The organism is Acidithiobacillus sp. (assembly GCF_049965315.1).
Taxonomy (GTDB): domain Bacteria; phylum Pseudomonadota; class Gammaproteobacteria; order Acidithiobacillales; family Acidithiobacillaceae; genus Acidithiobacillus_B.
This window is the reverse complement of the sequence record NZ_JBMFWL010000004.1, coordinates 44,811-65,469: the sequence shown is the minus strand read 5'-3', so window position 1 is coordinate 65,469 and position 20,659 is coordinate 44,811. Positions and strand designations below refer to the sequence as shown.

26 protein-coding genes and 1 tRNA gene are annotated in these 20,659 nt (G+C 66.4%); 9 read left to right on the top strand and 18 right to left on the bottom strand.

The annotated features are described in order from the left end of the window. Positions 1–185 precede the first annotated feature (185 nt). Positions 186–278, bottom strand: a tRNA-Ser gene (locus ACP5MM_RS02235). Positions 279–374: 96 nt separating this feature from the next. On the opposite strand from ACP5MM_RS02235, the gene ACP5MM_RS02230 reads away from it, so the two are divergent. The 4 genes from ACP5MM_RS02230 to ACP5MM_RS02215 are packed head-to-tail and all read left to right on the top strand — an operon-like array spanning position 375 to position 2,751. Further along, the gene (locus ACP5MM_RS02230; RefSeq protein WP_427932468.1) at positions 375–818 is read left to right on the top strand and encodes a hypothetical protein; all 444 of its coding nucleotides are present in this window, start codon (positions 375–377) and stop codon (positions 816–818) included. Further along, entirely contained in the window at positions 805–1,566 is a 762-nt protein-coding gene (locus ACP5MM_RS02225) for a HesA/MoeB/ThiF family protein (protein WP_427934038.1), read from the top strand. The genes ACP5MM_RS02230 and ACP5MM_RS02225 overlap by 14 nt, the downstream gene beginning before the upstream one ends. Continuing rightward, positions 1,563–1,931, top strand: a complete 369-nt coding sequence (locus ACP5MM_RS02220; protein WP_427934037.1) for a hypothetical protein — start codon at positions 1,563–1,565, stop codon at positions 1,929–1,931. Before ACP5MM_RS02225 ends, ACP5MM_RS02220 begins: the two co-directional genes overlap by 4 nt. Further along, entirely contained in the window at positions 1,912–2,751 is an 840-nt protein-coding gene (locus ACP5MM_RS02215; RefSeq protein ID WP_427932463.1) for an endonuclease/exonuclease/phosphatase family protein, read from the top strand. The genes ACP5MM_RS02220 and ACP5MM_RS02215 overlap by 20 nt, the downstream gene beginning before the upstream one ends. Here the strand turns inward: ACP5MM_RS02215 and ACP5MM_RS02210 are convergent. Beyond that, complete coding sequence (locus ACP5MM_RS02210) at positions 2,645–3,130, bottom strand: LEA type 2 family protein (RefSeq protein WP_427934036.1); 486 nt, start codon at positions 3,128–3,130, stop codon at positions 2,645–2,647. The genes ACP5MM_RS02215 and ACP5MM_RS02210 overlap by 107 nt on opposite strands. 92 nt (positions 3,131–3,222) lie before the next feature. Between ACP5MM_RS02210 and ACP5MM_RS02205 the strand changes: the two genes are divergently transcribed. Next, the gene (locus ACP5MM_RS02205; RefSeq protein WP_427932460.1) at positions 3,223–4,335 is read left to right on the top strand and encodes an MlaE family ABC transporter permease; all 1,113 of its coding nucleotides are present in this window, start codon (positions 3,223–3,225) and stop codon (positions 4,333–4,335) included. Continuing rightward, a complete protein-coding gene (locus ACP5MM_RS02200) occupies positions 4,332–5,135 on the top strand; it encodes an ABC transporter ATP-binding protein (RefSeq protein ID WP_427932458.1) in 804 nt (267 codons plus the stop codon). Before ACP5MM_RS02205 ends, ACP5MM_RS02200 begins: the two co-directional genes overlap by 4 nt. Positions 5,136–5,143: 8 nt before the next feature. On the opposite strand, the gene ACP5MM_RS02195 is transcribed toward ACP5MM_RS02200, so the two are convergent. The 6 genes from ACP5MM_RS02195 to thiS are packed head-to-tail and all read right to left on the bottom strand — an operon-like array spanning position 5,144 to position 9,982. Next, the gene (locus ACP5MM_RS02195; RefSeq protein WP_427932456.1) at positions 5,144–5,758 is read right to left on the bottom strand and encodes a flavin prenyltransferase UbiX; all 615 of its coding nucleotides are present in this window, start codon (positions 5,756–5,758) and stop codon (positions 5,144–5,146) included. Continuing rightward, entirely contained in the window at positions 5,755–7,020 is a 1,266-nt protein-coding gene (locus ACP5MM_RS02190) for an MgtC/SapB family protein (protein WP_427932482.1), read from the bottom strand. Before ACP5MM_RS02190 ends, ACP5MM_RS02195 begins: the two co-directional genes overlap by 4 nt. Before the next feature lie 5 nt (positions 7,021–7,025). Continuing rightward, entirely contained in the window at positions 7,026–8,387 is a 1,362-nt protein-coding gene (gene mpl, locus ACP5MM_RS02185; protein ID WP_427932454.1) for a UDP-N-acetylmuramate:L-alanyl-gamma-D-glutamyl-meso-diaminopimelate ligase, read from the bottom strand. A gap of 2 nt (positions 8,388–8,389) precedes the next feature. Next, positions 8,390–8,968, bottom strand: coding sequence for a hypothetical protein (locus ACP5MM_RS02180; protein WP_123104205.1), 579 nt, complete (start codon positions 8,966–8,968; stop codon positions 8,390–8,392). Further along, complete coding sequence (locus tag ACP5MM_RS02175) at positions 8,965–9,744, bottom strand: thiazole synthase (protein WP_427932451.1); 780 nt, start codon at positions 9,742–9,744, stop codon at positions 8,965–8,967. Before ACP5MM_RS02175 ends, ACP5MM_RS02180 begins: the two co-directional genes overlap by 4 nt. Positions 9,745–9,772: 28 nt before the next feature. Further along, positions 9,773–9,982: a sulfur carrier protein ThiS gene (thiS, locus tag ACP5MM_RS02170; RefSeq protein ID WP_427932450.1), complete on the bottom strand. Its 210-nt coding sequence runs from the start codon at positions 9,980–9,982 to the stop codon at positions 9,773–9,775. 150 nt (positions 9,983–10,132) lie between these two features. On the opposite strand from thiS, the gene ACP5MM_RS02165 reads away from it, so the two are divergent. From ACP5MM_RS02165 to ACP5MM_RS02155, 3 genes are all read left to right on the top strand, one after another. Then, complete coding sequence (locus ACP5MM_RS02165; protein WP_427932448.1) at positions 10,133–10,783, top strand: OmpA family protein; 651 nt, start codon at positions 10,133–10,135, stop codon at positions 10,781–10,783. A 106-nt stretch (positions 10,784–10,889) separates the two neighbouring features. Continuing rightward, the gene (gene ubiB / locus ACP5MM_RS02160; protein ID WP_427932446.1) at positions 10,890–12,569 is read left to right on the top strand and encodes a ubiquinone biosynthesis regulatory protein kinase UbiB; all 1,680 of its coding nucleotides are present in this window, start codon (positions 10,890–10,892) and stop codon (positions 12,567–12,569) included. Positions 12,570–12,609: 40 nt separating this feature from the next. Next, positions 12,610–12,954 carry a LapA family protein gene (locus tag ACP5MM_RS02155; RefSeq protein WP_427932445.1) on the top strand — a complete coding sequence of 115 codons (345 nt, stop codon included), beginning with the start codon at positions 12,610–12,612 and terminating at the stop codon, positions 12,952–12,954. A gap of 69 nt (positions 12,955–13,023) precedes the next feature. Here ACP5MM_RS02155 and ACP5MM_RS02150 read toward each other — a convergent pair whose 3' ends face one another. The 10 genes from ACP5MM_RS02150 to ACP5MM_RS02105 form a co-directional block, all read right to left on the bottom strand. After that, positions 13,024–13,581 carry a tetratricopeptide repeat protein gene (locus ACP5MM_RS02150; protein ID WP_427932443.1) on the bottom strand — a complete coding sequence of 186 codons (558 nt, stop codon included), beginning with the start codon at positions 13,579–13,581 and terminating at the stop codon, positions 13,024–13,026. Positions 13,582–13,696: 115 nt separating this feature from the next. After that, positions 13,697–14,029, bottom strand: coding sequence for a DUF2934 domain-containing protein (locus ACP5MM_RS02145; protein WP_427934035.1), 333 nt, complete (start codon positions 14,027–14,029; stop codon positions 13,697–13,699). Between the two features lie 116 nt (positions 14,030–14,145). Continuing rightward, on the bottom strand, positions 14,146–14,598 hold the full coding sequence (gene nusB / locus ACP5MM_RS02140) for a transcription antitermination factor NusB (protein WP_427932439.1): 453 nt from the start codon (positions 14,596–14,598) through the stop codon (positions 14,146–14,148). Continuing rightward, positions 14,595–15,059, bottom strand: coding sequence for a 6,7-dimethyl-8-ribityllumazine synthase (gene ribH / locus ACP5MM_RS02135; protein WP_427932437.1), 465 nt, complete (start codon positions 15,057–15,059; stop codon positions 14,595–14,597). Before ribH ends, nusB begins: the two co-directional genes overlap by 4 nt. Beyond that, positions 15,056–16,192: a 3,4-dihydroxy-2-butanone-4-phosphate synthase gene (gene ribB / locus ACP5MM_RS02130; RefSeq protein ID WP_427932436.1), complete on the bottom strand. Its 1,137-nt coding sequence runs from the start codon at positions 16,190–16,192 to the stop codon at positions 15,056–15,058. Before ribB ends, ribH begins: the two co-directional genes overlap by 4 nt. Continuing rightward, entirely contained in the window at positions 16,189–16,848 is a 660-nt protein-coding gene (locus ACP5MM_RS02125) for a riboflavin synthase (protein WP_427932434.1), read from the bottom strand. Before ACP5MM_RS02125 ends, ribB begins: the two co-directional genes overlap by 4 nt. After that, positions 16,848–17,948 carry a bifunctional diaminohydroxyphosphoribosylaminopyrimidine deaminase/5-amino-6-(5-phosphoribosylamino)uracil reductase RibD gene (gene ribD, locus ACP5MM_RS02120; RefSeq protein ID WP_427934034.1) on the bottom strand — a complete coding sequence of 367 codons (1,101 nt, stop codon included), beginning with the start codon at positions 17,946–17,948 and terminating at the stop codon, positions 16,848–16,850. Before ribD ends, ACP5MM_RS02125 begins: the two co-directional genes overlap by 1 nt. Then, positions 17,935–18,432: a transcriptional regulator NrdR gene (nrdR, locus tag ACP5MM_RS02115; RefSeq protein WP_427931373.1), complete on the bottom strand. Its 498-nt coding sequence runs from the start codon at positions 18,430–18,432 to the stop codon at positions 17,935–17,937. Before nrdR ends, ribD begins: the two co-directional genes overlap by 14 nt. A gap of 5 nt (positions 18,433–18,437) precedes the next feature. After that, on the bottom strand, positions 18,438–19,682 hold the full coding sequence (glyA, locus tag ACP5MM_RS02110; protein ID WP_427934033.1) for a serine hydroxymethyltransferase: 1,245 nt from the start codon (positions 19,680–19,682) through the stop codon (positions 18,438–18,440). Between the two features lie 165 nt (positions 19,683–19,847). Further along, positions 19,848–20,624, bottom strand: a complete 777-nt coding sequence (locus ACP5MM_RS02105) for a hypothetical protein (RefSeq protein WP_427931370.1) — start codon at positions 20,622–20,624, stop codon at positions 19,848–19,850. Positions 20,625–20,659 lie beyond the last annotated feature (35 nt).

Here is a 20,659-nt window from a genome sequence, read left to right as displayed (position 1 = left end):
GCACCCGCGACGGAACCCCCAATCTCCGCAATGCAGCACCCGCCTTTTCTCCCGGGCAGCCGACGGGGTTGGGTTGCGCTGACCCATTCCCGACCCACAGGGTTCTGGCGGATGCTGTGTGAGGGTGTTTTTCCGCGTGGGGAAGCAGGCTGAGCGCCTGTGCAACTCGATGATTTTGAATGAAATGGCGGAGAGAGAGGGATTCGAACCCTCGATGGAGTGTTTAGCCCCATACTCCCTTAGCAGGGGAGCGCCTTCAGCCGCTCGGCCATCTCTCCGGGTGCGCTGATTCTAGCGTGCTTCCCGGCGGGCGTCAAAAGACGGGGGACGGGGCCTGCGGTTGACCGGGCCGGCAATGCTCGTACAATGATCCCATGCGAGCCGGCATCTCTCCCCTTCTCCTGCAGCGGCGCTTCCTGGAGCGCTTCGCGCGCCGTACCATCATCGTCCATGCGGGCTTTGCGCCCGGCTGGATGGCGGAGTTGCTGAAGGAACCGGGGGGCGGCGGGCATTTTCGCGTGGATCTGCGCATCCCGCCCGGTACGCCGCCCTCCCCCATCGAATGGGTCATGCACCGCTTCGTCCTGCCCCTGGATCTGCCCCTGCCCTGTCTCCTGCGGGTGGACGAGGACGCCATCTACGTGCGGCATCTGCTCCATGGCGAAACGGTGGGACATCCCAGCGAGATCCCGTGGATGCTGGACAGCATCCGCGAACGCCATCACGCCCGCCTGGAAGCCGTGGCGGGCGGCTATCGGTCCTTTGCCGGCATGCCGCGAGCCGAGAATGCCATCGAATACGACTTTGCCCAGCTCTGACCCCCTCGACGACCATGCCCTGCTGCGTTACGGGCGGCAGATCCTGTTGCCGGAGATCGACATCGCCGGGCAACTGGCGCTGGGGCGGGCGCGGGTGCTGATGGTGGGCGCGGGGGGGCTGGGCTGCCCGGTGGCCCAGTATCTGGCCGCCGCCGGCGTGGGCCGGCTCACCCTCTGCGACGGCGACCGGGTGGAGCTGTCCAACCTGCAGCGGCAGATCCTCTATGGCGAGGCGGACATCGGCCGGCCCAAGGTGGAGGCGGCGCGGGCGCATCTGCTGGCGCAGAACCCGGGCATCCGCATCCGCGCCGAGGCCCGGGCGGCGGATGCCGACTGGCTGCGGGAGGAGGTGGCGGGGCATGACCTGGTGCTGGACTGCACCGACAACTTTGCCGCCCGGCACACCATCAACGCCGCCTGCCAGCGGGCGCGGCGGCCGCTGATCAGCGCCGCGGCGGTGCGCTGGGAGGGGCAGCTGGCGGTCTTCGACTTCCGCGCCGGGGACGCGCCCTGCTATGCCTGCCTCTACCCGGCCGTGGCCGGGGGCGACGAGGATACCTGCTCGCGCAACGGGGTCCTGGGCCCCTTGCTGGGGGTGCTGGGGAGCATGCAGGCGGTGGAGGCCATCCGGATCCTGGCGGGCGGGGCGTCGCCCCTGGCGGGCCGCCTCCTGGTGGTGGATGCCAAGACCTGGCAGTGGCGCACCCTGGCGTTGCGCCGCGATCCCCAGTGCCCGGTCTGCGCATGAGCGGGGTGGCGCTGACCATCCCGCGCAGCCTCGCCAATGCCCTGCTGGCGGACGTCCAAGGGCATGGGGGGGCCTACGGGCTGGTGGGGGCGCGGGAGGGCCGGCCGACGAGCCTCTATCCCTGCGGCGGCCCCGTGGGGGAGGAGGCGATCCTGGCCCTCCTTCATGACCGGGGGGAGCGGCTCTTTGCCGGCTACCGGCTGCTGCCGGAGTCGCGCAGCACGCCGGCGGCGGCGGACTGGGCGGGCTTGGAGGATGCGGCCTGGCTGCTGGTGCTGTCCATGGACACCTGCGGGGTGCTGGCCCTGCGGGCCTTTGCGCGCGACGGCCGGCAGGAGGTGAATCTTGTCCTCAGCGGCGACTGACCTGCCCGAGATCACGGTGGTTTCCTTCAACATTCAGGTGGGTATCGGCTCCCACCGGGCCCGGCACATGCTCCTGCACGGCTGGCGCTATGTCATGCCCCACGGCCAGAGCCTGAAAAATCTGGAGCGCATCGCGGCGCTGCTGCGGGGCGCCGACATTGCCGGCCTCAACGAGGCGGACGCGGGCTCCTTTCGCAGCCAGTATGTCAATCAGGCGGGCTTTCTGGCCGAAAGGGCCGGTTTTCCCTACTGGGAGCAGCAGCGCACCCGGGATTTCGGCGATCTGGCCCAGCACAGCAACAGCATGTTGTCGCGCTGGGCCATTCGCAGCGTGGACCGCCATTCCCTGCCCAGCTTCATGAAAGGCCGGGGGATCCTGGAAACGCGCCATGAGCTCTACGGCCACCCCCTGACGGTCTGCATCACCCATCTGGGCCTGAGCCGCCACGCCCGCTTCAGCCAGATGCGGGATCTGGCCAAGCGCCTGCAGGGGCGGCGCGGGGTCATCCTCATGGGGGATTTCAACTGCACGCTGCGCTCGCCGGAGATGCGCCTGCTCTTGAGCGAAAGCGGCCTGCAGGCACCACCCTGGAGTCCGCCGACCTTTCCCAGTTGGGCGCCGCGGCTGGCCTTCGATCACATCCTCTGCAGTCCGGATCTGGAGTTCGTGTCCATGGAGTCCATCCCCGAACCCCTTTCGGACCACCTGGCGGTCAGGGCGCGCTTGCGCTTTCGCCCGGCTGCCCCGGCAGATGCAGCACACCCTGCGCCTGGAAGGGTATCCGCAGAGCGAAGGGATCGGTCACCAGATAGCCCTTGACCTCGTAAGGCAGGCCGCCCCTGCCCAGGTCGCCCAATAATTGCAGAAAGTTGCCGGTAACGGGGATCTGTACCTGGGTGCTGCCATAGGCGGGCACCAGGATGGGCTGGGCGAGGAGGCCGTAGGCGATCTCGCGTCCGCGCACCCAGAGGCGCGCTTCGCCGGCCTTGGCGCGCAGGGCGCTGTCGTTGGGGTTGCTCACCTGCAGGGTGAGGAGCAGGGTCTGGGACAGCAGGCCTACGGACTGCGGCGCCACGTTGACGAGCTGCACCTTGGGGGCCTGGCCGGGGAGCATGCTGCAACCCGCCAGGAACAGTAGGGCACCCGTCAGGACGAGGCGGACGATGGCTTTTTGCGGCATTCGCGCTAAGGTGGACATAGGGGCTCCTCCGGAGCGGGCAAGACTGGCATTATACCCGGAAAACAGCCGTTGAACCGCCCCATCATGGATAAGGGGGAACGAGAGGATTCATGCCGGATACGGACGACAAGACGCCCCGCTTTGCCCAGAGCGATACCGGCCTGCGCCTGACGGGCCGCTGGACCCTGGCGGAGATCGGCGGGGATTTCGCCAGGCTCCAGGCGGCGCTGGCGGCCCTGCCCCCCGCGCCGGACTGGGACCTGTCGGCGGTGGCGGCCATGGACAGCGCGGGCGCTCTCCTGCTCTGGCAAGCCTGGGGAAAGACCCTGCCCGCGGGCCTGATACTGGGGGAGGAGCAAAAGGCCCTCTTTGCGCGGCTGAGCCGCTTCCCCCCCATCCCCGCCCGGCGGCGCCACCCCCTGGCCTTCCTCGACATCCTGGGGGGCTTCATCATCGAAACGGCCCTGGACCTCTGGGGGCTGCTCCTGCTCTGGGGCGGCGTGCTGCTGGAGACGGGACGGGGCCTGCGCCATCCCGCCACATTCCCCTGGCGGGAGATCTCGGCGACGGTGGTCAAGACGGGCCCCAGTTCCCTCCCCATCCTGAGCCTCATCGGCTTCCTCATCGGGGTGGTGATCTCCTTTCAATCGGCGCCGACCCTGGCCACCTACGGCGCCAATATCTACATCATCAACATCTCGGGCCTGAGCCTGCTGCGCGAACTGGGACCCCTGATCACGGCGGTCATCCTCGCGGGGCGCTCCGGATCGGCCTTCACCGCGCAGATCGGCGGGATGCAGTTGACGGAGGAGCTGGACGCCCTGCGGACCTTCGGCGTCTCGCCCATCCGCCGCCTCATCCTGCCCAAGATCATCGGCCTGGGCCTGGTCATGCCGCTGCTGGTCCTGTGGACGGATTTCGTGGGGCTCCTGGGGGCCATGCTCGTGGCCAAGGACGAGCTGGGGATCAGCTATTCCCTTTTCCTGGAGCAGATGCCGACGGTGGTCCCGAGCTTCAATCTCTGGCTGGGACTGGCGAAGGGGGCCATCTTCGGCGTGCTGGTGGCCTGGGTGGCGGGCTTTTACGGTCTCAAGATCCAGGCCAATACCGAGAGCCTGAGCCGCGAAACCACCAATTCGGTGGTCCTGGCCATCACCCTGGTCATCGTCATCGACGCCGTTCTCGCCATGGTCTTCGCCAACACCGGGATCAGCGTCCAATGAAGGCCGACACCGCCATCCTGATCCAGGACCTGGGGACGCGCTTCGGTTCCCATTGGGTGCATCGGCATCTGGACCTGTGCGTCCATACCGGCGAGGTGCTGGCCATCGTCGGCGGCAGCGGCAGCGGCAAGACCACGCTGCTGCGGGCCATGATGGGCCTCGTGCCCATTGCCGAGGGCAGCATCCGCATCTTCGATCTGGATCTCCACACCCTCGATCAGGGCGCCGGCATTGCCCTGCGCCAGCGCTGGGGGGTGCTCTTTCAGCAAGGAGCCCTGTTCAGCGCCCTCACGGTATTCGAGAATATCGCCTTTCCCCTGCGGGAATGGGGCCATCTGGCCGCTGCCGACATTGGCGATCTGGTGGCCCTGAAACTGCAGATGGTGGGGCTGAAGCCGGAGGACGCCTGGAAGCTGCCGGCGGAACTCTCGGGAGGGATGGTCAAGCGGGTGGCCCTGGCGCGGGCCCTGGCCCTGGAGGCGGAGATCCTCTTTCTCGACGAGCCCACCTCCGGCCTGGATCCCATCGCCGCCGCCGATTTCGACGCCCTGCTCCGCACCCTGCATCAGGATATCGGCTTCAGCGTGGTCATGGTCAGCCATGACCTGGACAGCCTGGCGGCCACGGCGGACCGGGTGGCGGTTCTGGCCGATGGCAGGGTGTTGACGGTGGGGCCTTTGTTGCAGGTGGCGCAGGTGGACCATCCCTATATCCGGGCCTTTTTCCACGGGGAGCGGGGCGAGCGCCTGCTGGCCTCCCTGGCGTGCCCCCCCTGCGCAGCCGCTCCAAGCCCGGGATAGGAGGCGTTCTATTGCCCCCAGCGCGGCCCCAGTTGATTGGGCAGACCGAGCTGGTCGAGGATGCGGGCGACGACGAAATCGATCAGATCCTCGACCCTTTGGGGGTGGTGATAAAAACCCGGGCTGGCGGGCAGGATGCGCACCCCCAACTGCGCGAGCCTGAGCATGTTTTCCAGATGGATGACGGAAACGGGGCTCTCCCGGGGGACGAGGACCAGCAGGCGATGCTCCTTGAGCATCACGTCCGCCGCCCGTTCGATGAGGTTGTCGGACATGCCGTGGGCGATGGCCGCCAGGGCGCCGCCGGAGCAGGGGCAGACCACCATGGCCCGGGCCGCGTTGGAGCCCGAGGCCACCGGCGCGAACCAGTCGTCATTGGCATAGACCGAGAGGAGTTCCCGCTCCGCCCCGTAGCGGGCGGCCAGGAACCCTCCCACCGCTTCGGTGGCGAGCGGCAGCTCCAGGCCCATCTCCTCGCGGCACACCACCCGCGCCGCGTCGGAGAGGAGCAGATAGACCTGCACCCCGGCGGTGAGGAGCACTTCCACTAGGCGCAGCCCATAGACGGCCCCCGAAGCGCCGGTGATGGCCACACAGATCCTGTCCTGCATTTCCCTGGTCATGACCACCCCTGCAAGCTAAACGCCGTCGCAAAACCGAGCCCCGCCAGCAAAAAGAGCCCCGCCGCCGCGCCAAGGACCTGCCGCCCCCCCAGGACAAGGCCATACACGCCATTCATGATATTGTTGCTGGCGATGGCCAGCAATACGGCAGCCATGAGCACGGCCTGGGGGAGATGGACCCCGCCCTGGGCCAGGCTCAGGATGAAGGGATTGATATCCGTCACCCCCACCGCCACCGCCATGCCGAGGATGCCCTGACTGCCATAAACGCTGCCCACCCAGTGTACCAGGAGCGAAACGGTCACAAAAAGGGTGGCAAAGAGCATGGCCGTACCCAGCTCCAGAGGGTTGCTGGCGCCACTGCCGTCATGCACCCCCAGGTCACGACGCAGGCGCAGGTACAGCCAACCCCCATAGGCGGCTCCGGCGCCGCCCAGGGCCAGGAGCCAGGGCAGGAGCCGCCAGGCCAGGGAAGGATTGAACAGGGCGATGATGATGTCCAGGCGCGGATAGGTGACCGCCGTGGCGAGGACGATGCCCAGGCGCGCCGCGTGGGCATCCTGGGGCGAGATGCGGCCGCGCCGGGCCAGGGCGACGGTGGTGGCCGTGGAAGAATAGAGCCCCCCCAGGGCCCCCGCCACCGCCAGGCCGCCGCGCATGGGGAGATAGCGCTGCGCCAGATAACTCAGGTAGGCCAGACTGGATACGGCCACCAGGGCGAGCCAGACCTCATAGGGGGTGATGGGAGTCAGGTCCGTGACGGGATGATTGGGGAGCAACGGCAGGATGACCCCGGCCAGCAACAGGAACTTGCCGACGGTCAGGACCTCCGCCGCCGGCAACCGGGCCGCCACTTGATGGAGGCGGTCCCGCGCACCGAAGAGCAGGACCGCCGCCACCGCATAGGTGACGGCCACCCAGGGCGGCGCCGCCAACACCAGGGGGCCGAGCAGATAGGCCATGACGTTGGCCACCGGCACCATCAGGCCATGGGCGCGCCCCGATTCGCCCACCGCATGCCAAAGGGCGCGATAATAGGCGTAGAGCCAAGAGCCGAGGGCGATGAGCCCCACGGCAAAGGGCAGCGCCGTGACCGGATCGAGGGCATACAGGGCCGCGCCGGAGAGGGCGAGCATGGGAAAGGTACGCACGCCGCCGGGCGTCCCGCGGGCGTCCCGCGTGTAATATTCTTCAAAGGCCAAACCGTAGAACAGCGCCAGGCCCAAGAGGAAAAGGAGCTTGAAGGGCGTGAAGAGGAGCATGCCCGTCACGTTTGCTCCGGACGGCGCGCTTCCAGGGCGGCGAGAAGACGGGCATGGATGGCGCCAAAACCGCCGTTGCTCATGATCAGCACCTGATCTCCCTCTTGCAAATCGCCCCCGAGGGCGGCCAGCAGGGCATCCGGATCGGCAAAGACCTGCGCCCGCCCCGCCAGGACCGCCGCGGCGTCCCAGCCCAGATCCGTGGGGGCATAGACGTAGGCCGCGTCGGCCCCGGCCAGACTGTCCGCCAGCCGCTGCCGATGCACCCCCATCTTCATGGTATTGGAGCGCGGTTCCAGGACCGCCACCAGACGCGCCGGCCCGATCTTGGCGCGCAGGGCGGCGATGGTGGCGGCGATGGCGGTGGGGTGGTGGGCGAAATCGTCATAGACGGAAACGCCGTCGGCCACCCCGCGCAGCTCCAGGCGCCTGCGTACCCCCTGAAATCCGCCCAGGGCGGCGCAGGAAACCGCCACCGGCACCCCGGCATGACGGGCGGCGAGGATGGCGGCCAGGGCATTCTCCGCATTGAAGGCACCGGCCTGGTTCCAGGTGACCCGCCCACGCTCCCGCCCTCCTTCCAGAACGGCGAAGACGCCGGCATCGGGCCGCTCCAGCCGGACCTGCCAGGGGCCGTCGGCGGCGAAGCGCAGCACCGGTGTCCAGCAGCCCCGGTCCAGGACCTGCTCCAGGGCGGGCGCCGCGGCATGGACGAGGATCTGGCCGGTACCGGGAACCGTGCGGAGCAAGTGATGAAACTGGGTGATGATGGCATCCAGGTCCGGGAAGATATCGGCGTGATCGTATTCGAGATTGTTGAGGATGAGGGTGCGCGGGTGGTAGTGGACGAATTTGGAGCGCTTGTCGAAGAAGGCGGTATCATATTCGTCCGCCTCGATGACAAAGAAGGAACCGCCCCCCAGCCGGGCCGAGACACCAAAATTCAGGGGTTCTCCGCCGATGAGGAAGCCGGGCTCCAGGCCGGCGTAGTCCAGTATCCAGGCGAGCATCGCCGTCGTGCTCGTCTTGCCGTGGGTACCGGCCACCGCCAGCACCCAGCGGCCCTGGAGGATCTCCCGGGCCAGCCAGGCAGGACCGGAGTCGTAGGGCAGGCCGCGATCCAAGACCGCCTCGACGGCGGGATTGCCCCGGGACAGGGCATTGCCGATGAGGACCAGAGCGGGCGCCGGCTGCAGATGCGCGGGAGCGTAACCGTCCAGGACCGCAATCCCCTCCCGCGCCAGCAAGGTGCTCATGGGCGGATAGGCATGGGTGTCGGAGCCGCTGACCTCGTGCCCCGCCGCCCGCGCCAGCAGGGCGATGCCGCCCATGAAGGTGCCGCAGGCGCCGAGGACATGGATATGCATGGCTAGTGCATGGCGCCGCGGGCCGGCATCTCCAGACGCCGATCCAGGGCCTGATTGACCCGTTCATAGAGTTCGTTGAGCCTGTCGAGGATCTCCTGATAGCGCGTCTGCAAATCCGGTTCTTCGGCCAGGACGGGGTGTTCTTCGAGGGAACGGGCAAAGAGATCACGGGTCATGCCCACCCGCTCCACCACCTCGAAGTAGGCCCAGCCATCGGGGGGCTGGGCCGTGGCGGCGTTGACCTCCTGCTGGTAATACCAGACCAGGGCCGCCCGCGTCACCGCCCGCGGCGCGGTGCCCTCTTCCGCTTCGGCGGTCTGCCATTCATGGCTGATGGGGTCCTGCCAGTCGAGATAGGCCCGGCACCGCTGGCCATTTTCGCCGTAGCTGTACTCCAGGCGCACGCCCACGCCCTGATCCCCCAAACGGCCGATGAGCCGCTCGGTCTCCTCCCAGTCCTCCGCATAGCGCGGGACATGGGCCGGCTGCACGGATCCCATGACGAGCGTTTCCACGCGTTGCAGGAAGTCCCCGTCCAGCGGCGCTCCGCGCGCAAAATCCAGATCGTCGTCGCTGTTCAAAAAAATAGACCATCCGTGGGGCTGCTGGCAGTGGCGTAGAGCTTGCGCGGCATACGCCCGGCGAGGAAGGCCTTGCGCCCGGCTTCCACGCCCAGACGCATGGCCTCGGCCATCCGCAGGGGATCGCGGGCGGCGGCAATGGCGGTATTCAACAGCACACCGTCGCAGCCCAGCTCCATGGCCACGGCCACATCGGAGGCGGTACCCACGCCGGCGTCCACGAGAATGGGCACCTTCGCCTGTTCCAGGATGATCCGGAGATTGTAAGGATTGCGGATGCCCAGGCCGGAACCAATGGGGGCGGCCAGGGGCATCACGGCGACGCAGCCCATCTCGGCAAAGGCCTTGCAGGCCACCGGATCGTCCATGCTGTAGACCATCACCTGGAAACCCTCGGCCACCAGGGTCCGGGCGGCGTCGTAGGTCTGGCGCATGTCCGGATAGAGGGTCTGGGCGTCGCCGATGACTTCCAGCTTGACCAGATCCCAACCGCCCAGTTCCCGGGCCAGCCGGCAGGTGCGCACGGCATCCTCGGCGGTGTAACAGCCGGCGGTGTTGGGCAGAATGGTATAGCGCTCGGGGGACAGGAAATCGAGCAGATTGGGCTCGTCGGCATTTTGGCCGAGGTTGGTGCGGCGCAGCGCCACCGTGACGATCTCCGCCCCCGCCGCCTCGATGGCCCCGCGGGTTTCCGCAAAGTCCTTATACTTGCCCGTCCCGACCAGCAGGCGGGAACGGTATTCACGTCCGGCAATATGCAATGGATCAGTTGTCATGAATCTCTTCTGTTCAGTTTCCGGCGCTTCAGCCACCGCCGACGGCATGCACCACTTCAATGCGGTCCTGGTCATGGAGTACGGTCTGCGCATGGGCGCTCCGGGGCACGATTTCCTGATTGCGCTCCACGGCCAGACGCCGCCCGCCCAGATCCATCCGGTCGAGCAGAGCCGCCACCGTCGTGCCTTCGGGCACTTCCCGTACTTCGCCATTCACCAAGACCCGCATGTCAGGCATGCTAGAACGCCTCCCGGGGTGCGTCAAGCCGACATCGCCGCCCTTTTCTCCCTTGACAAAGTTGCCCCTTTACAACATTCTCTTTATTGTCGTTAGAAATTGTACACGCCCGGCAGATCTGCCGCGGCCTGAGAGAGGAGGGTTGAGAAAATGAATCGTCTGAATCGCTTTGCGCTGCTGGCCGCTGTCGGCGGCAGTTTGGTGGCGGGGGTCGCCCACGCCGATAACGGCTACATGGGTTATGCCATCCAGAAAGAGTCGGCGCCCCTGGTGACCGGCACCGGAGTCTGCGTGCGCGGCGGCCGGCCGGTCACCGACGGCCCCGTTCCCGCCTATTGCGCCCCGAAGGTCGCTGCGGCTCCCGCGCCCGTGGCGGTCGCTCCCGCAGCCGCCCCCGCGCCCGCTCCCATCGCCCCCGTAGAACGCACGGTGCTGGAAAGCAAGCCCATCACCATCACCGGCATCAACTTCAAGTTCGACTCCTACAAGTTGCTGGACCGGGATATCAAGGTCCTGGACGAAGTGGCCGATTTTGCCAAGAAGCACCCCGACGCCGTCCTCAACGTCAACGGCTACTGCAGCAAGGTGGGCACCTACGCCTACAACATGAAGCTCTCCGAGAAGCGCGCCGGTAGCGTCGCCCAATATCTGGAGCAGCATGGCGTGGCTCGCGACCGGATGGTGCTGAAGGGTCATTCCTACAATGATCCCGTGGCCACCAATGCCACCCCCCAAGGTCGTTTCGAGAACCAGCGCGTGGAGATCAACTCCACCATCAAGGTGGAAAAGACCGTCCAGTAAGCCGGGTGATCGGTAACGGGGTGGGCCGCCTGGCCCACCCTTTTTTATGGGCGCCTTTGCGGCAAAGGCCGGGGTGTTTCCCACGCCTTCCATGTTAGACTAGGACATGCGCCAAACTCTCTTCCGCCTCACGCGCAGCTTGCGCATTACCCGCGTCCTGGTTCGCTACCGCCTGGACGAGGTTCTTTATTTTCTCCCCATTCTGCGGCCCTATCGCACCTTTCTCCGGCTGAATCCCATGACCTGGATCGCTCCCCGGCCCGCGGGCAGCTTTCCGGAGCGGCTGCGCCAGGCCTTGGAGGCGCTCGGTCCCACCTTCATCAAACTGGGACAGATGCTGTCCACCCGCCGCGACCTGCTCCCCGACGACATCACCCTGGAACTGGCCAAGCTGCAGGATGCCGTGCCCCCCTTCCCCGCCGCCGAAGCCCGGCGCATCATCGAAAAATCCCTGGGGCGGCCGCTGGAGGAGATTTTCAGCGAATTCGAGGAAGAGGCGGCGGCGGCGGCCTCCATCGCCCAGGTGCATTTCGCGCGCCTCAAGGACGGGCGCGCGGCGGCGGTGAAGGTGCGCCGCCCCCATCTGGAACGGGTCATCGAGCAGGATCTGGCCATCCTCGGCTTTTTTGCCGATCTCGCCGAGCGCTACTCCCAGGAGGGCCGACGGCTGCGGGTGCGCGCCGTGGTGGCGGAATACGCCAAGACCATTCGCGGCGAACTGGACCTGCTGCGGGAGGCGGCCAATGCCAGCCAGTTGCGCCGCAATTTCCTTGCCGAGCCCGAGCTGCTCTATGTCCCGGAGGTCTACTGGGATTATTGCAGCCCCCAGGTCATGGTCATGGAGCGCATTTACGGCATTCCCATCGGCCAGCGCGACGCCCTCGCCAAGGCGGGTATCGACTTTGACCAGCTCTCCCGCCGCGCCGCCGAGATTTTTTTCCGCCAGGTCTTTCGCGATGCCTATTTCCATGCCGACATGCATCCCGGCAATATCTTCATCGACCCCAATAACGGCCGCTTCATTGCCGTGGATTTCGGCATCATGGGCAGCCTGGATGATGCCAGCCAGCATTATCTGGCGGAAAACATGGTGGCCTTTTTCCGCCGCGATTACCGGCGGGTGGCCGAGGCCCATGTGGAGGCGGGGTGGGTGCCGCCAGATACCAATGTGCAGGACTTTGAAGCGGCCATCCGGGCCATTGCCGAGCCCGTATTCGAGCGCCCCTTGAACGAGATTTCCGTAGCCAATCTCCTCCTGCGCCTCTTTCAGACCACCCGCGCCTTTCACATGCAGACCCAGCCGCAACTGCTCCTTCTGCAAAAAACCCTGGTCAACGTCGAAGGCATTGCCCGCGACTTCAACCCCAAGCTCAATATCTGGGAAGTGGCTACCCCTTTGCTCAGCGATTGGCTGAACCGGCAACGGGGACCACGGGGCTGGTGGATGGAGCTGAAAAGGTATTTCCCCCAATGGGGCCTGGCGCTGCCGGAAATGCCGGTGCTCCTGCACGGCATCCTGCGCCAGGCCCAGCAGGGCGAGTTGCCCCTGGTCATTCGCAACCAGGACCTGGAAGGCATTCGTCAGGAGCTGCAGCGCGGGCTGCGGCGGCTGGTCTTTGGCGTGGGCGGGACCTTTTTATTGGTGGGCATCGGCATCATGGCCGCCGTCGATCACGAGCTGGACACCCTGATCGCCGGCCTCCCCTTCTGGCTGTGGCTCATGGGGCTGCCCCTGGTCTTGTGGGGAGTGATGACCTGGCTGCAGCGTTTCTTGTCCGAAGATTGACGTACTGCACGGCGCTTTGAACGGCCATGAGGAGGGTACCATGCTGCTGATTGTTTCCTTTGTGATCGCCGCCCTTGCGGTGATCTTCGCCATCCAGAACGGCACACCCGCCACCATCCACTTTTTTGCCTGGCAATTCGTGCAATCCCAGGGGGTGGTTCTGCTGGTTGGTTTCGTGGCCGGATTTTTGTCCGCCTTGCTGATCTACATGCCTTCCCATCTGGGACGGAAGTGGCAATTGCGCCGCCGTGAGCGGCAATTGGCCGAGCTGGAGAGCCAATTGGCAGAAGAAAAGACCAAACGGGATTTTATCGAGCGCGAGCATGCCGCTGCCTTGCGGATCAAGAAATCCAACCAGGACGGCGGGGGAGATTCGGAACCCTAAAAAGGGCAGCGGACATGGGGATCAGGAAGGGCGAAGCCCCTCCCTTCCTGCTTCCGCGATGGTGCCGGCTTACTGCGCGACGGCCAGTTTCTGCTCGGCCTGGACGGGGCGTTCCATGCTGACCTGGGCCAGGGTCATAAGGTTGCGCTGGGCGTCCTTGTTGCCCTGGGCGGCGGCCTTGTGCCACCAGGCGGCCGCCTTGGCGTAGTCCTGGGGAACGCCCTGGCCCATGAAGTACTGATTGCCCAAGTTGTATTGGGCTGCGGCGATGCCCTGGGCGGCCGCCTTTTCCCACCAATAGGCCGCCTGGCTGTAGTTTTGCGCGACGCCCTGCCCGAAATAGTATTGCATGCCCAGGTTGTACTGGGCCTTGCCATAGCCATGCTGGGCGGCCTTCTCGAACCACTGTACCGCCAAGCGATAATCCTTGGGCACCCCGTCGCCAAGGACGCAGCGCGTGCCGATGGTGTTTTCCAGCTTGGCCGTGGTCAAATCGGCGGGCTGGGTGGTGGCCACATCCTCGGCGTCGACATGGCTGACGGGCGCGGCACTGGCGACTGCGGCCCAGCCCAGGAAACACAAGCCGAGGGCTACGAGAGGCGATTTGAGACGGGGTAACTGGCGCATTACACACTCCTGATCTTGCGGGGTTGCTTTACCGTTGAAGAGCTTAGCGCAAAAAGGTCAGGCTTTGCCAGAGCTTTCTGCGGCCCCTCCCCGAGCAGCGGAATCCCCGCCACCCCTATGACGCCGCCGGCTTGCCTGCCCGAAGCTGTCCGTCCACCCACTCCTCGGCCGCCAGCCAGTCCGCCACGCAGTCACCGTCGGCAAATCCGCGCTCCTCCGCCAGATAATAGGCGCGCACGGCAATCATCTGCTCGCGATCGCCGGCGTCCACGGTTTTTCTGCCGCTGCGGCGAGGCTGCGGGGCCGCAGCAGGCGGCGTTTCCGCCTTGCTCGCCGCTGCCCCCTTCCGGGCACCGGCTACGGGCGTTGGGGCCGGAGCCGCGGCGGTCTTGCCGGAGGTGCTCCGGCCGCTTTTCTTGGGGGTGGTTTTGGGTGTCTCGGCTACCATGGGATACCTCCTGTCGGGGACAGACCAAAAGATTGCTTTATGGGTAATAGCACAATGTTGACGGCATTTCAAAAGGTCACGGAAAAACGTCGGCGCTGCCCCGGCGGCGCCCGACGCTATCCGGAAGAAGTCTGGCTTTTGGTCATGAATTCTACGCCGCGCCATTCCTGCGCCAGCTTGTCCAGCACCGCATTGACGAAGCGGTGGCCCTGCTCGGCGCCGAAGCCCTTCCCCAGCTCGATGGCTTCATTGATGATGACGCGGTAGGGGGTCTGGGGGTGATAGCGCAGTTCGTAGGCCGCCAGGCGCAGAATGGCGCGTTCCACCTCGCTGATCTCGCTGGTCCAGTTGCGATCGGGGATCTGGGCGGCGATGAGCGGGTCCAGCGCCTCCAGATGGGCATGGACCCCCCGCCACAACTCCAGGAAGAAGCCCTGATTGGCCCCGGCCAGACGCTCCGGGTCAGCCAGGAATTCCGCCTCGATCTCGTCGCAGGAACTGGGATTGAGTTGCCATTGATACAGGGCCTGGACCACGGCCTGCCGGGCCAGGCGGCGACTGCCCTTCATAGCCGACGCAGCAGGTTGACCATTTCCACGGCGGTCATGGCGGCGTCAAAGCCCTTGTTGCCCGCCTTGGTGCCCGCCCGTTCGATGGCCTGCTCGATGCTATCGGTGGTCAGCACCCCGAAAATGACGGGCACGCCGGTATCCATCCCCACCTGCGCCACCCCTTTGGAGACCTCCGCCGCGACATAGTCGAAATGGGGCGTACCGCCGCGAATGACGGCCCCCAGACAGATGACCGCTTCATAGCGGCCGCTGCCGGCGAGTTTCTTGGCCAGCAGCGGCATTTCATAAGCGCCGGGGGCATAGACGATGTGAATCTGTTCCTCGGTGGCGCCATGGCGCAGCAAGGCGTCCACAGCCCCCTGCTCCAACTGCTGGGTGATGAAACTGTTGAAACGGCTGACCAGGAGGGCAAAATGGGCGTCGCTGCAGGTGAGCGCCCCTTCGATACGTTGCATCATTGGAGATCCTCGGGCTTCTCATGAAAAGGACGTTGGCCGACAATTTCCAGGCCGAATCCGCCGATACCGCGATACTGGAAATGGCTGTCGCTGAGAACCAGGGCCTTGCGCACTCCCAGATCGGTGAGGATCTGGGCGCCAATGCCGAAGGTGCGCAGGACCCGCCCGCTATCGCCGGCCTGGCCGGGGCCCAGAGGCTTGACCGGCAGGGCGCGGATCTGCTCCAGCAATTCGGCATCGTTTTCGTTGTGGCGCAGGTAGATCAGCACGCCGCGGCCGGCGGCGGCGATGCGTTCCATAGCCAGGGCGTTGGGGGCTTCGGTACCGGAAAAAAGATCCGTCAGCGCTTTTTGCACTTGCACCCGAACCAGTACGGGCTCCTCCTCCACCGCCTCCATGTCCCCGTAAACCAGGGCGAAATGGCTTTCGTTGGCCACCCAGTCGCGATAGGCATAAAGCTGGAAGGAGCCGTAGGGGGTGGACCAGGGGCCGCTGGCCTCGCGCACGACGATGCGTTCCCGCTCCAGGCGATAGCTGATGAGATCGGCTATGGTGCCGATCTTGAGGCCGTGCCGGGCGGCGTAGGGAAGGAGATCGGGCAGGCGCGCCATCTCGCCGTCCTCGTTGAGGATCTCGCAGATGACCCCGGCGGGCTTGCAGCCGGCGAGGCGGGCGAGATCGACGGCCGCCTCCGTATGCCCGGCGCGCACCAGCACGCCGCCCGGCTCGGCCATGAGGGGGAAGATGTGGCCGGGCATGACGATGTCATCGGGGCCGGCGTCGTCGGCAATGGCGGCCTGGACCGTGGCGGCCCGATCGGCGGCGGAAATGCCGGTGGTGACGCCCTGGGCGGCTTCTATGGAGACCGTGAAGGCGGTGCCCAGGCTGGCGCGATTGTGGCCGACCATTTGCGGCAAATGGAGCTGCCGGCAGCGCTCCGGGGTGAGGGGCAGACATACCAGACCGCGGGCGTGGCGGACCATGAAATTGATGGCGGCGGGGGTAACGAATTCGGCGGCCATGATGAGGTCCCCTTCATTCTCCCGGCCTTCGTCGTCCATGAGGATGACCATGCGGCCTGCGGCAATCTCGGCAATGATCTCGGCCGTGGGGCTGATAGTGAGCTCTTTCATACGGGGAACCCTTTTTGCGCCAAAAAATCCCGATCCATGGGTGCTGATCTTACACCGGCAGCGCCCTCGCTTGCCATCAAACTCTCCAGATAGCGGGCGATGAGGTCCACTTCCAGGTTTACCTGCTGCCCCACCTGCCAATGGGCCGCAGTGGTATGCTCCAGGGTATGGGGAATGAGATTGAGGAAAAAGGCGGCGCTGTCGACGGCATTGACCGTCAGGCTGATGCCGTCCACGCAGATGCTGCCTTTGGCGGCGATGTAGCGGCGCAGGCCCGCCGGTGCCGCTATGGCGAAGACCAGGGAACGGCCCTCGCGACGTTGCTCGCGAATGCCGCCGACCCCATCCACGTGCCCGGCCACCAGGTGGCCGCCGAGGCGGTCCGCCAGGCGCAGGGCCTTTTCGAGATTGACCGCGCTGCCCGGGCGCAGGGCGCCGAGGGTGGTCTTGTCCAGGCTTTCCCGGGAGACGTCCACCGCAAAACGGGAACCGTGGAGGGCGGTTACGGTGAGACAGGCCCCGGAAACGGCAATGCTGTCGCCCGGGACAACGTCCCTCAGGTCCAGGGCCCCGGCGTCCACTTCCATGCGCAGGTCACCACCCTGGGGCTGCAGGGAATGGATCTTGCCGAGGCCCTGGATGATTCCGGTAAACATCAGGCGTTCTCCTTGGGGTATAAGAGCAGCTTGAGATCGGCACCGAGCCGGCTGCTGGCCTGGATCCGCCATTGCGGTACTTGCTCCAGGGCGGCGAAGGGCCCGAGGCGGGCGACGGGTTGGGCGTCGTGGCCAAGGAGCTTGGGCGCCACGTAGAGCAGCCATTCGCTGACGAGCCCCGCCCCCAGCAGGGCCCCCGCCAGGGTGGGGCCCGCCTCCACCAAGCATTCGTTGATCTCCCGCGCCGCCAGGATGCGCAGGACCGCAAGCAGGTCCAGTCCCTCCGCCGCCGCGGGGACGGCCAGCAAGGCGGCCCCGGCGGCCTGCAGGGAGGCCATGGCGTTCGCCGGGGCCTGGGGGCCGTGGCAGATCCACACCGCGCCGGGGGTGTGGAAAAGCCGGGCCGTGGGCGGTGTCCGCAGACGGCTATCCAGCACCACCTTGACGGGGTGGCGCAGGAGATCTTCCCCCACGCGCGGCGCCAGGCGCGGGTCATCGCGCAGCACCGTCCCCGCGCCCACGACGATGGCGCTGGCCCGCACCCGCTCCCGCTGCACGTCGGCCCGCGCCGCCTCCCCCGTCAACCACTGGCTCGCGCCGTTGGCCAGGGCCACCCGCCCATCGAGACTCATGGCCTGCTTGAGCCGCACCCAGGGCATGCCGCGAGTCATGCGCCGCAGGAAGCCGGGGTTGAGGGCGGCGGCGGCCTCCGCCAGAACCCCCTCCGCCACCGCCACTCCCGCCGCCCGCAGCCGTTCCAGACCCTGGCCCGCCACCAGGGGATTGGGATCGCGCAGGGCGACCACCACCCGCCCCACGCCGGCCGCAACGAGGGCATCGGCACAGGGCGGAGTGCGCCCGTGGTGGCTGCAGGGCTCCAGGGTCACGTAGACGGTGGCCCCCTGGGCCCGGGCACCCGCCTCGGCCAGGGCAAAGACCTCGGCGTGGGGGCCGCCGGCCTGACGGTGCCAGCCCTGGCCGATGATGACCCCATCCTTGACCACCACCGCGCCGACCCGCGGATTGGGATCGGTACTCCATGATCCCCGCTCGGCCAGGGCGAGGGCCAGGGCCATGAAGTCTTCGTCAGTCTTGGTCACGATCTTGCGCGTTGGCCGCTTGCGCGCCCTCTTCCCCCCGTTTCATCCGGGCCACTTCCGCGCTGAAGGCATCCACATCCTCAAAGCGCCGATAGACCGAGGCAAAACGCACATAAGCGACGGGATCCAGGTCGCGCAGGGCCTCCATCACCAGCTCACCGATCAGGCGCGCCGGAATTTCGCGCTCGCCGCGCTCGCGGATGCGCCGCTGGATGTTGCGCGCCGCGGCATGGACAAGGTTGGTGGCGACGGGCCTTTTGCTGAGCGCCCGGAAGAGTCCGCGCAGGAGTTTTTCCTCGCTGAAGGGCTCGCGGCGGCCATCGGCCTTGACCACCGCGGGCAGGCTCAGTTCGGCACGCTCAAAGGTGGTGAAGCGCTGTCCGCAGGCAGGGCATTCCCGGCGCCGGCGAACGCTGCTGCCCTCGTCGGAGAGCCGCGAATCGACGACGCGGGTGTCGTCATGGGCACAAAACGGACAGCGCACCGGCCTTAGCCATAGACCGGGAAGCGTTGGCAGAGCTCCAGCATCTCCGCCTTGACGCGGGCGACGATGGCCGCGTCGCCGCCGCCGTCCAGGACGTCGGCGATGCCGTTGCCCAGCCGATGCATTTCCGCTTCGCCGAAGCCGCGGGTGGTGGCCGCCGGGGTGCCGATGCGGATACCGCTGGTGACGGCCGGGGGCCTGGTGTCGAAGGGTACGGCGTTCTTGTTGACGGTGATGTTGGCCAGCCCCAGGGCTTCCTCCGCCTCCTTGCCCGTGACCTTTTCGCCCAGGTTGAGGAGGAAGAGGTGATTGTCGGTGCCCCCCGAAACCGCGGAGTAGCCACGGGCGGCCAGCACCCTGCTCAGGCTCTGGGCGTTGTGGATGACCTGTTGCTGATAGCTCTTGAACTCGGGCTGCTGGGCCTCCAGGAAGGCCACCGCCTTGGCGGCGATGACATGCATCAGGGGGCCGCCCTGCAGCCCCGGGAAGATGAGGGAGTTGACCTTCTTGGCATATTCCTCGCGGCAGAGAATGAGGCCGCCGCGGGGGCCGCGCAGGGTCTTGTGCGTGGTGGTGGTGACGAAATCGGCATGGGGAACGGGGCTCGGGTGCAGGCCGACGGCCACCAGACCGGCAATATGGGCCATATCCACCAAAAGATAGGCGCCAATGCTGCGGGCGATCTCGCCGATGCGGGCGAAGTCGATGATCCGCGAATAGGCGCTGGCCCCGGCCACGATCATCTTGGGCCGCTCGCGCTCGGCCTGCTCCGCCATGGCGTCGTAGTCGATCCGGCCGTCCTCGGCGCGCACGCCGTAGGCCGCGACCTCGAAGAGCTTGCCCGAGATATTGACCTTGGCGCCGTGGGTCAGATGGCCGCCGTGGGCGAGGCTCATGCCCATGATCTTGTCGCCGGGCTTGAGCACCGAGAGATAGACGGCCTGGTTGGCCTGGGAGCCGGAATGGGGCTGGACGTTGGCGTGCTCGGCGCCGAAGATCTGCAAGGCCCGGTCGATGGCCAGTTGCTCCGCCACATCCACATATTCGCAGCCGCCGTAATAGCGCTTGCCCGGATAGCCTTCGGCGTACTTGTTGGTCAGCACCGAGCCCTGGGCCGCCATGACCATGGGGCTGGCGTAGTTTTCCGAGGCGATCAGTTCGACGTGGTCTTCCTGACGCTGATGCTCCCTGGTCAGGGCCTCCCACAGGGCGGGATCAAAGTCGCTGATGGTCAATGTCTTGGAAAACATGGGCATACTCCTCAAGGTACTGCCGAAGGCCGGTAAAAATAACGCTAAACACTAATGGAAGGCCGCCCCCGGGGCAAGCGTGAAAAATTCCCTTCCCCGGTGAATATCTTTCACGTCTTCCCGGATTTGGCCGTTGGGAAGGAGTTCGGGGCGGACTGATCCCGGTCAGGCCTTGACCCGCACCGGCTGGGGCTGTCCTTGGGGCAGCAAGGCCGGAACGGTTCCCGCCTCGCGCTTGCGCCGACGCGGCCGCTGCTTGTCGGCAAAGACATCCTGGTAGGCCACATAGACCACCGGCGGCCCGAATACCCAGACCAGCAGCGCCAGCCATGCCTGGGAGATGTCAGGCAGCAGCACGCCGCTGATCATGAGCCCGCCCCACAAGGCGATGAGGGGATCGCGCAATTCCGGCTTGAAGGCCAGGGCCAAGGTGGTCTCCACTTCCGATTCCAGCCAGCCATGACCCTTGTGCAAGGCCAGGGCCACGCCGAAAAAGGCCGGCGCGAACCAGTAGTAAGGCGTCTCGGCCAAGTCCGAAAAACGCTCCCCGAAACCGAACCACCAGTCCCAGAACCCATGGGGGATGCCATTGTCCCAGGGCATTTGAATGCCTGACAGGACGGCTCCCATCAATACCAGATCCTGACCGAAGAGGAAGATCATGCCGAAAATCGCGAGGACCATTCCCCACAACACCGCCACCGCCAGGGCATGGCGCGTTTGCTCCCAGGTATAGGACTCCCCCGCACAGCGCCCCGCCAGGCGCAGGCCGGCGAGCAGGCCCAGGGGAGCCAGCGCCTCCATCAGCCAGGCGGGGAAAGGAATGGCGGCAAGGGCCGCGGCGCCGCCGGCGAAGGCCAGCCAACGCACCGGACGCACCGCCACCAGCTCGGCGCCGCCCTCCAACCACGACCCCATGCGATTCAACCAGCGCCAACCCACGTCTGCACCCCCTCGGCGCCCTGCGCGATATCCAT

Bases quoted from the DNA above. Each gene is read 5' to 3' on its own strand.
- ribB (WP_427932436.1), bottom strand. From the start codon at position 16,192: ATGAAAGAGCTCACTATCAGCCCCACGGCCGAGATCATTGCCGAGATT.
- ACP5MM_RS02220 (WP_427934037.1), top strand. From the start codon at position 1,563: ATGAGCGGGGTGGCGCTGACCATCCCGCGCAGCCTCGCCAATGCCCTG.
- ACP5MM_RS02210 (WP_427934036.1), bottom strand. From the start codon at position 3,130: ATGTCCACCTTAGCGCGAATGCCGCAAAAAGCCATCGTCCGCCTCGTC.
- ribH (WP_427932437.1), bottom strand. From the start codon at position 15,059: ATGATGCAACGTATCGAAGGGGCGCTCACCTGCAGCGACGCCCATTTT.
- ACP5MM_RS02155 (WP_427932445.1), top strand. From the start codon at position 12,610: ATGCTGCTGATTGTTTCCTTTGTGATCGCCGCCCTTGCGGTGATCTTC.
- ACP5MM_RS02190 (WP_427932482.1), bottom strand. From the start codon at position 7,020: ATGCTCCTCTTCACGCCCTTCAAGCTCCTTTTCCTCTTGGGCCTGGCG.
- glyA (WP_427934033.1), bottom strand. From the start codon at position 19,682: ATGTTTTCCAAGACATTGACCATCAGCGACTTTGATCCCGCCCTGTGG.
- ACP5MM_RS02200 (WP_427932458.1), top strand. From the start codon at position 4,332: ATGAAGGCCGACACCGCCATCCTGATCCAGGACCTGGGGACGCGCTTC.
- ACP5MM_RS02230 (WP_427932468.1), top strand. From the start codon at position 375: ATGCGAGCCGGCATCTCTCCCCTTCTCCTGCAGCGGCGCTTCCTGGAG.
- nusB (WP_427932439.1), bottom strand. From the start codon at position 14,598: ATGAAGGGCAGTCGCCGCCTGGCCCGGCAGGCCGTGGTCCAGGCCCTG.
- ubiB (WP_427932446.1), top strand. From the start codon at position 10,890: ATGCGCCAAACTCTCTTCCGCCTCACGCGCAGCTTGCGCATTACCCGC.
- thiS (WP_427932450.1), bottom strand. From the start codon at position 9,982: ATGCCTGACATGCGGGTCTTGGTGAATGGCGAAGTACGGGAAGTGCCC.
- ACP5MM_RS02195 (WP_427932456.1), bottom strand. From the start codon at position 5,758: ATGACCAGGGAAATGCAGGACAGGATCTGTGTGGCCATCACCGGCGCT.
- ACP5MM_RS02125 (WP_427932434.1), bottom strand. From the start codon at position 16,848: ATGTTTACCGGAATCATCCAGGGCCTCGGCAAGATCCATTCCCTGCAG.
- ACP5MM_RS02205 (WP_427932460.1), top strand. From the start codon at position 3,223: ATGCCGGATACGGACGACAAGACGCCCCGCTTTGCCCAGAGCGATACC.
- ACP5MM_RS02165 (WP_427932448.1), top strand. From the start codon at position 10,133: ATGAATCGTCTGAATCGCTTTGCGCTGCTGGCCGCTGTCGGCGGCAGT.
- ACP5MM_RS02175 (WP_427932451.1), bottom strand. From the start codon at position 9,744: ATGACAACTGATCCATTGCATATTGCCGGACGTGAATACCGTTCCCGC.
- ACP5MM_RS02145 (WP_427934035.1), bottom strand. From the start codon at position 14,029: ATGGTAGCCGAGACACCCAAAACCACCCCCAAGAAAAGCGGCCGGAGC.
- mpl (WP_427932454.1), bottom strand. From the start codon at position 8,387: ATGCATATCCATGTCCTCGGCGCCTGCGGCACCTTCATGGGCGGCATC.
- ACP5MM_RS02150 (WP_427932443.1), bottom strand. From the start codon at position 13,581: ATGCGCCAGTTACCCCGTCTCAAATCGCCTCTCGTAGCCCTCGGCTTG.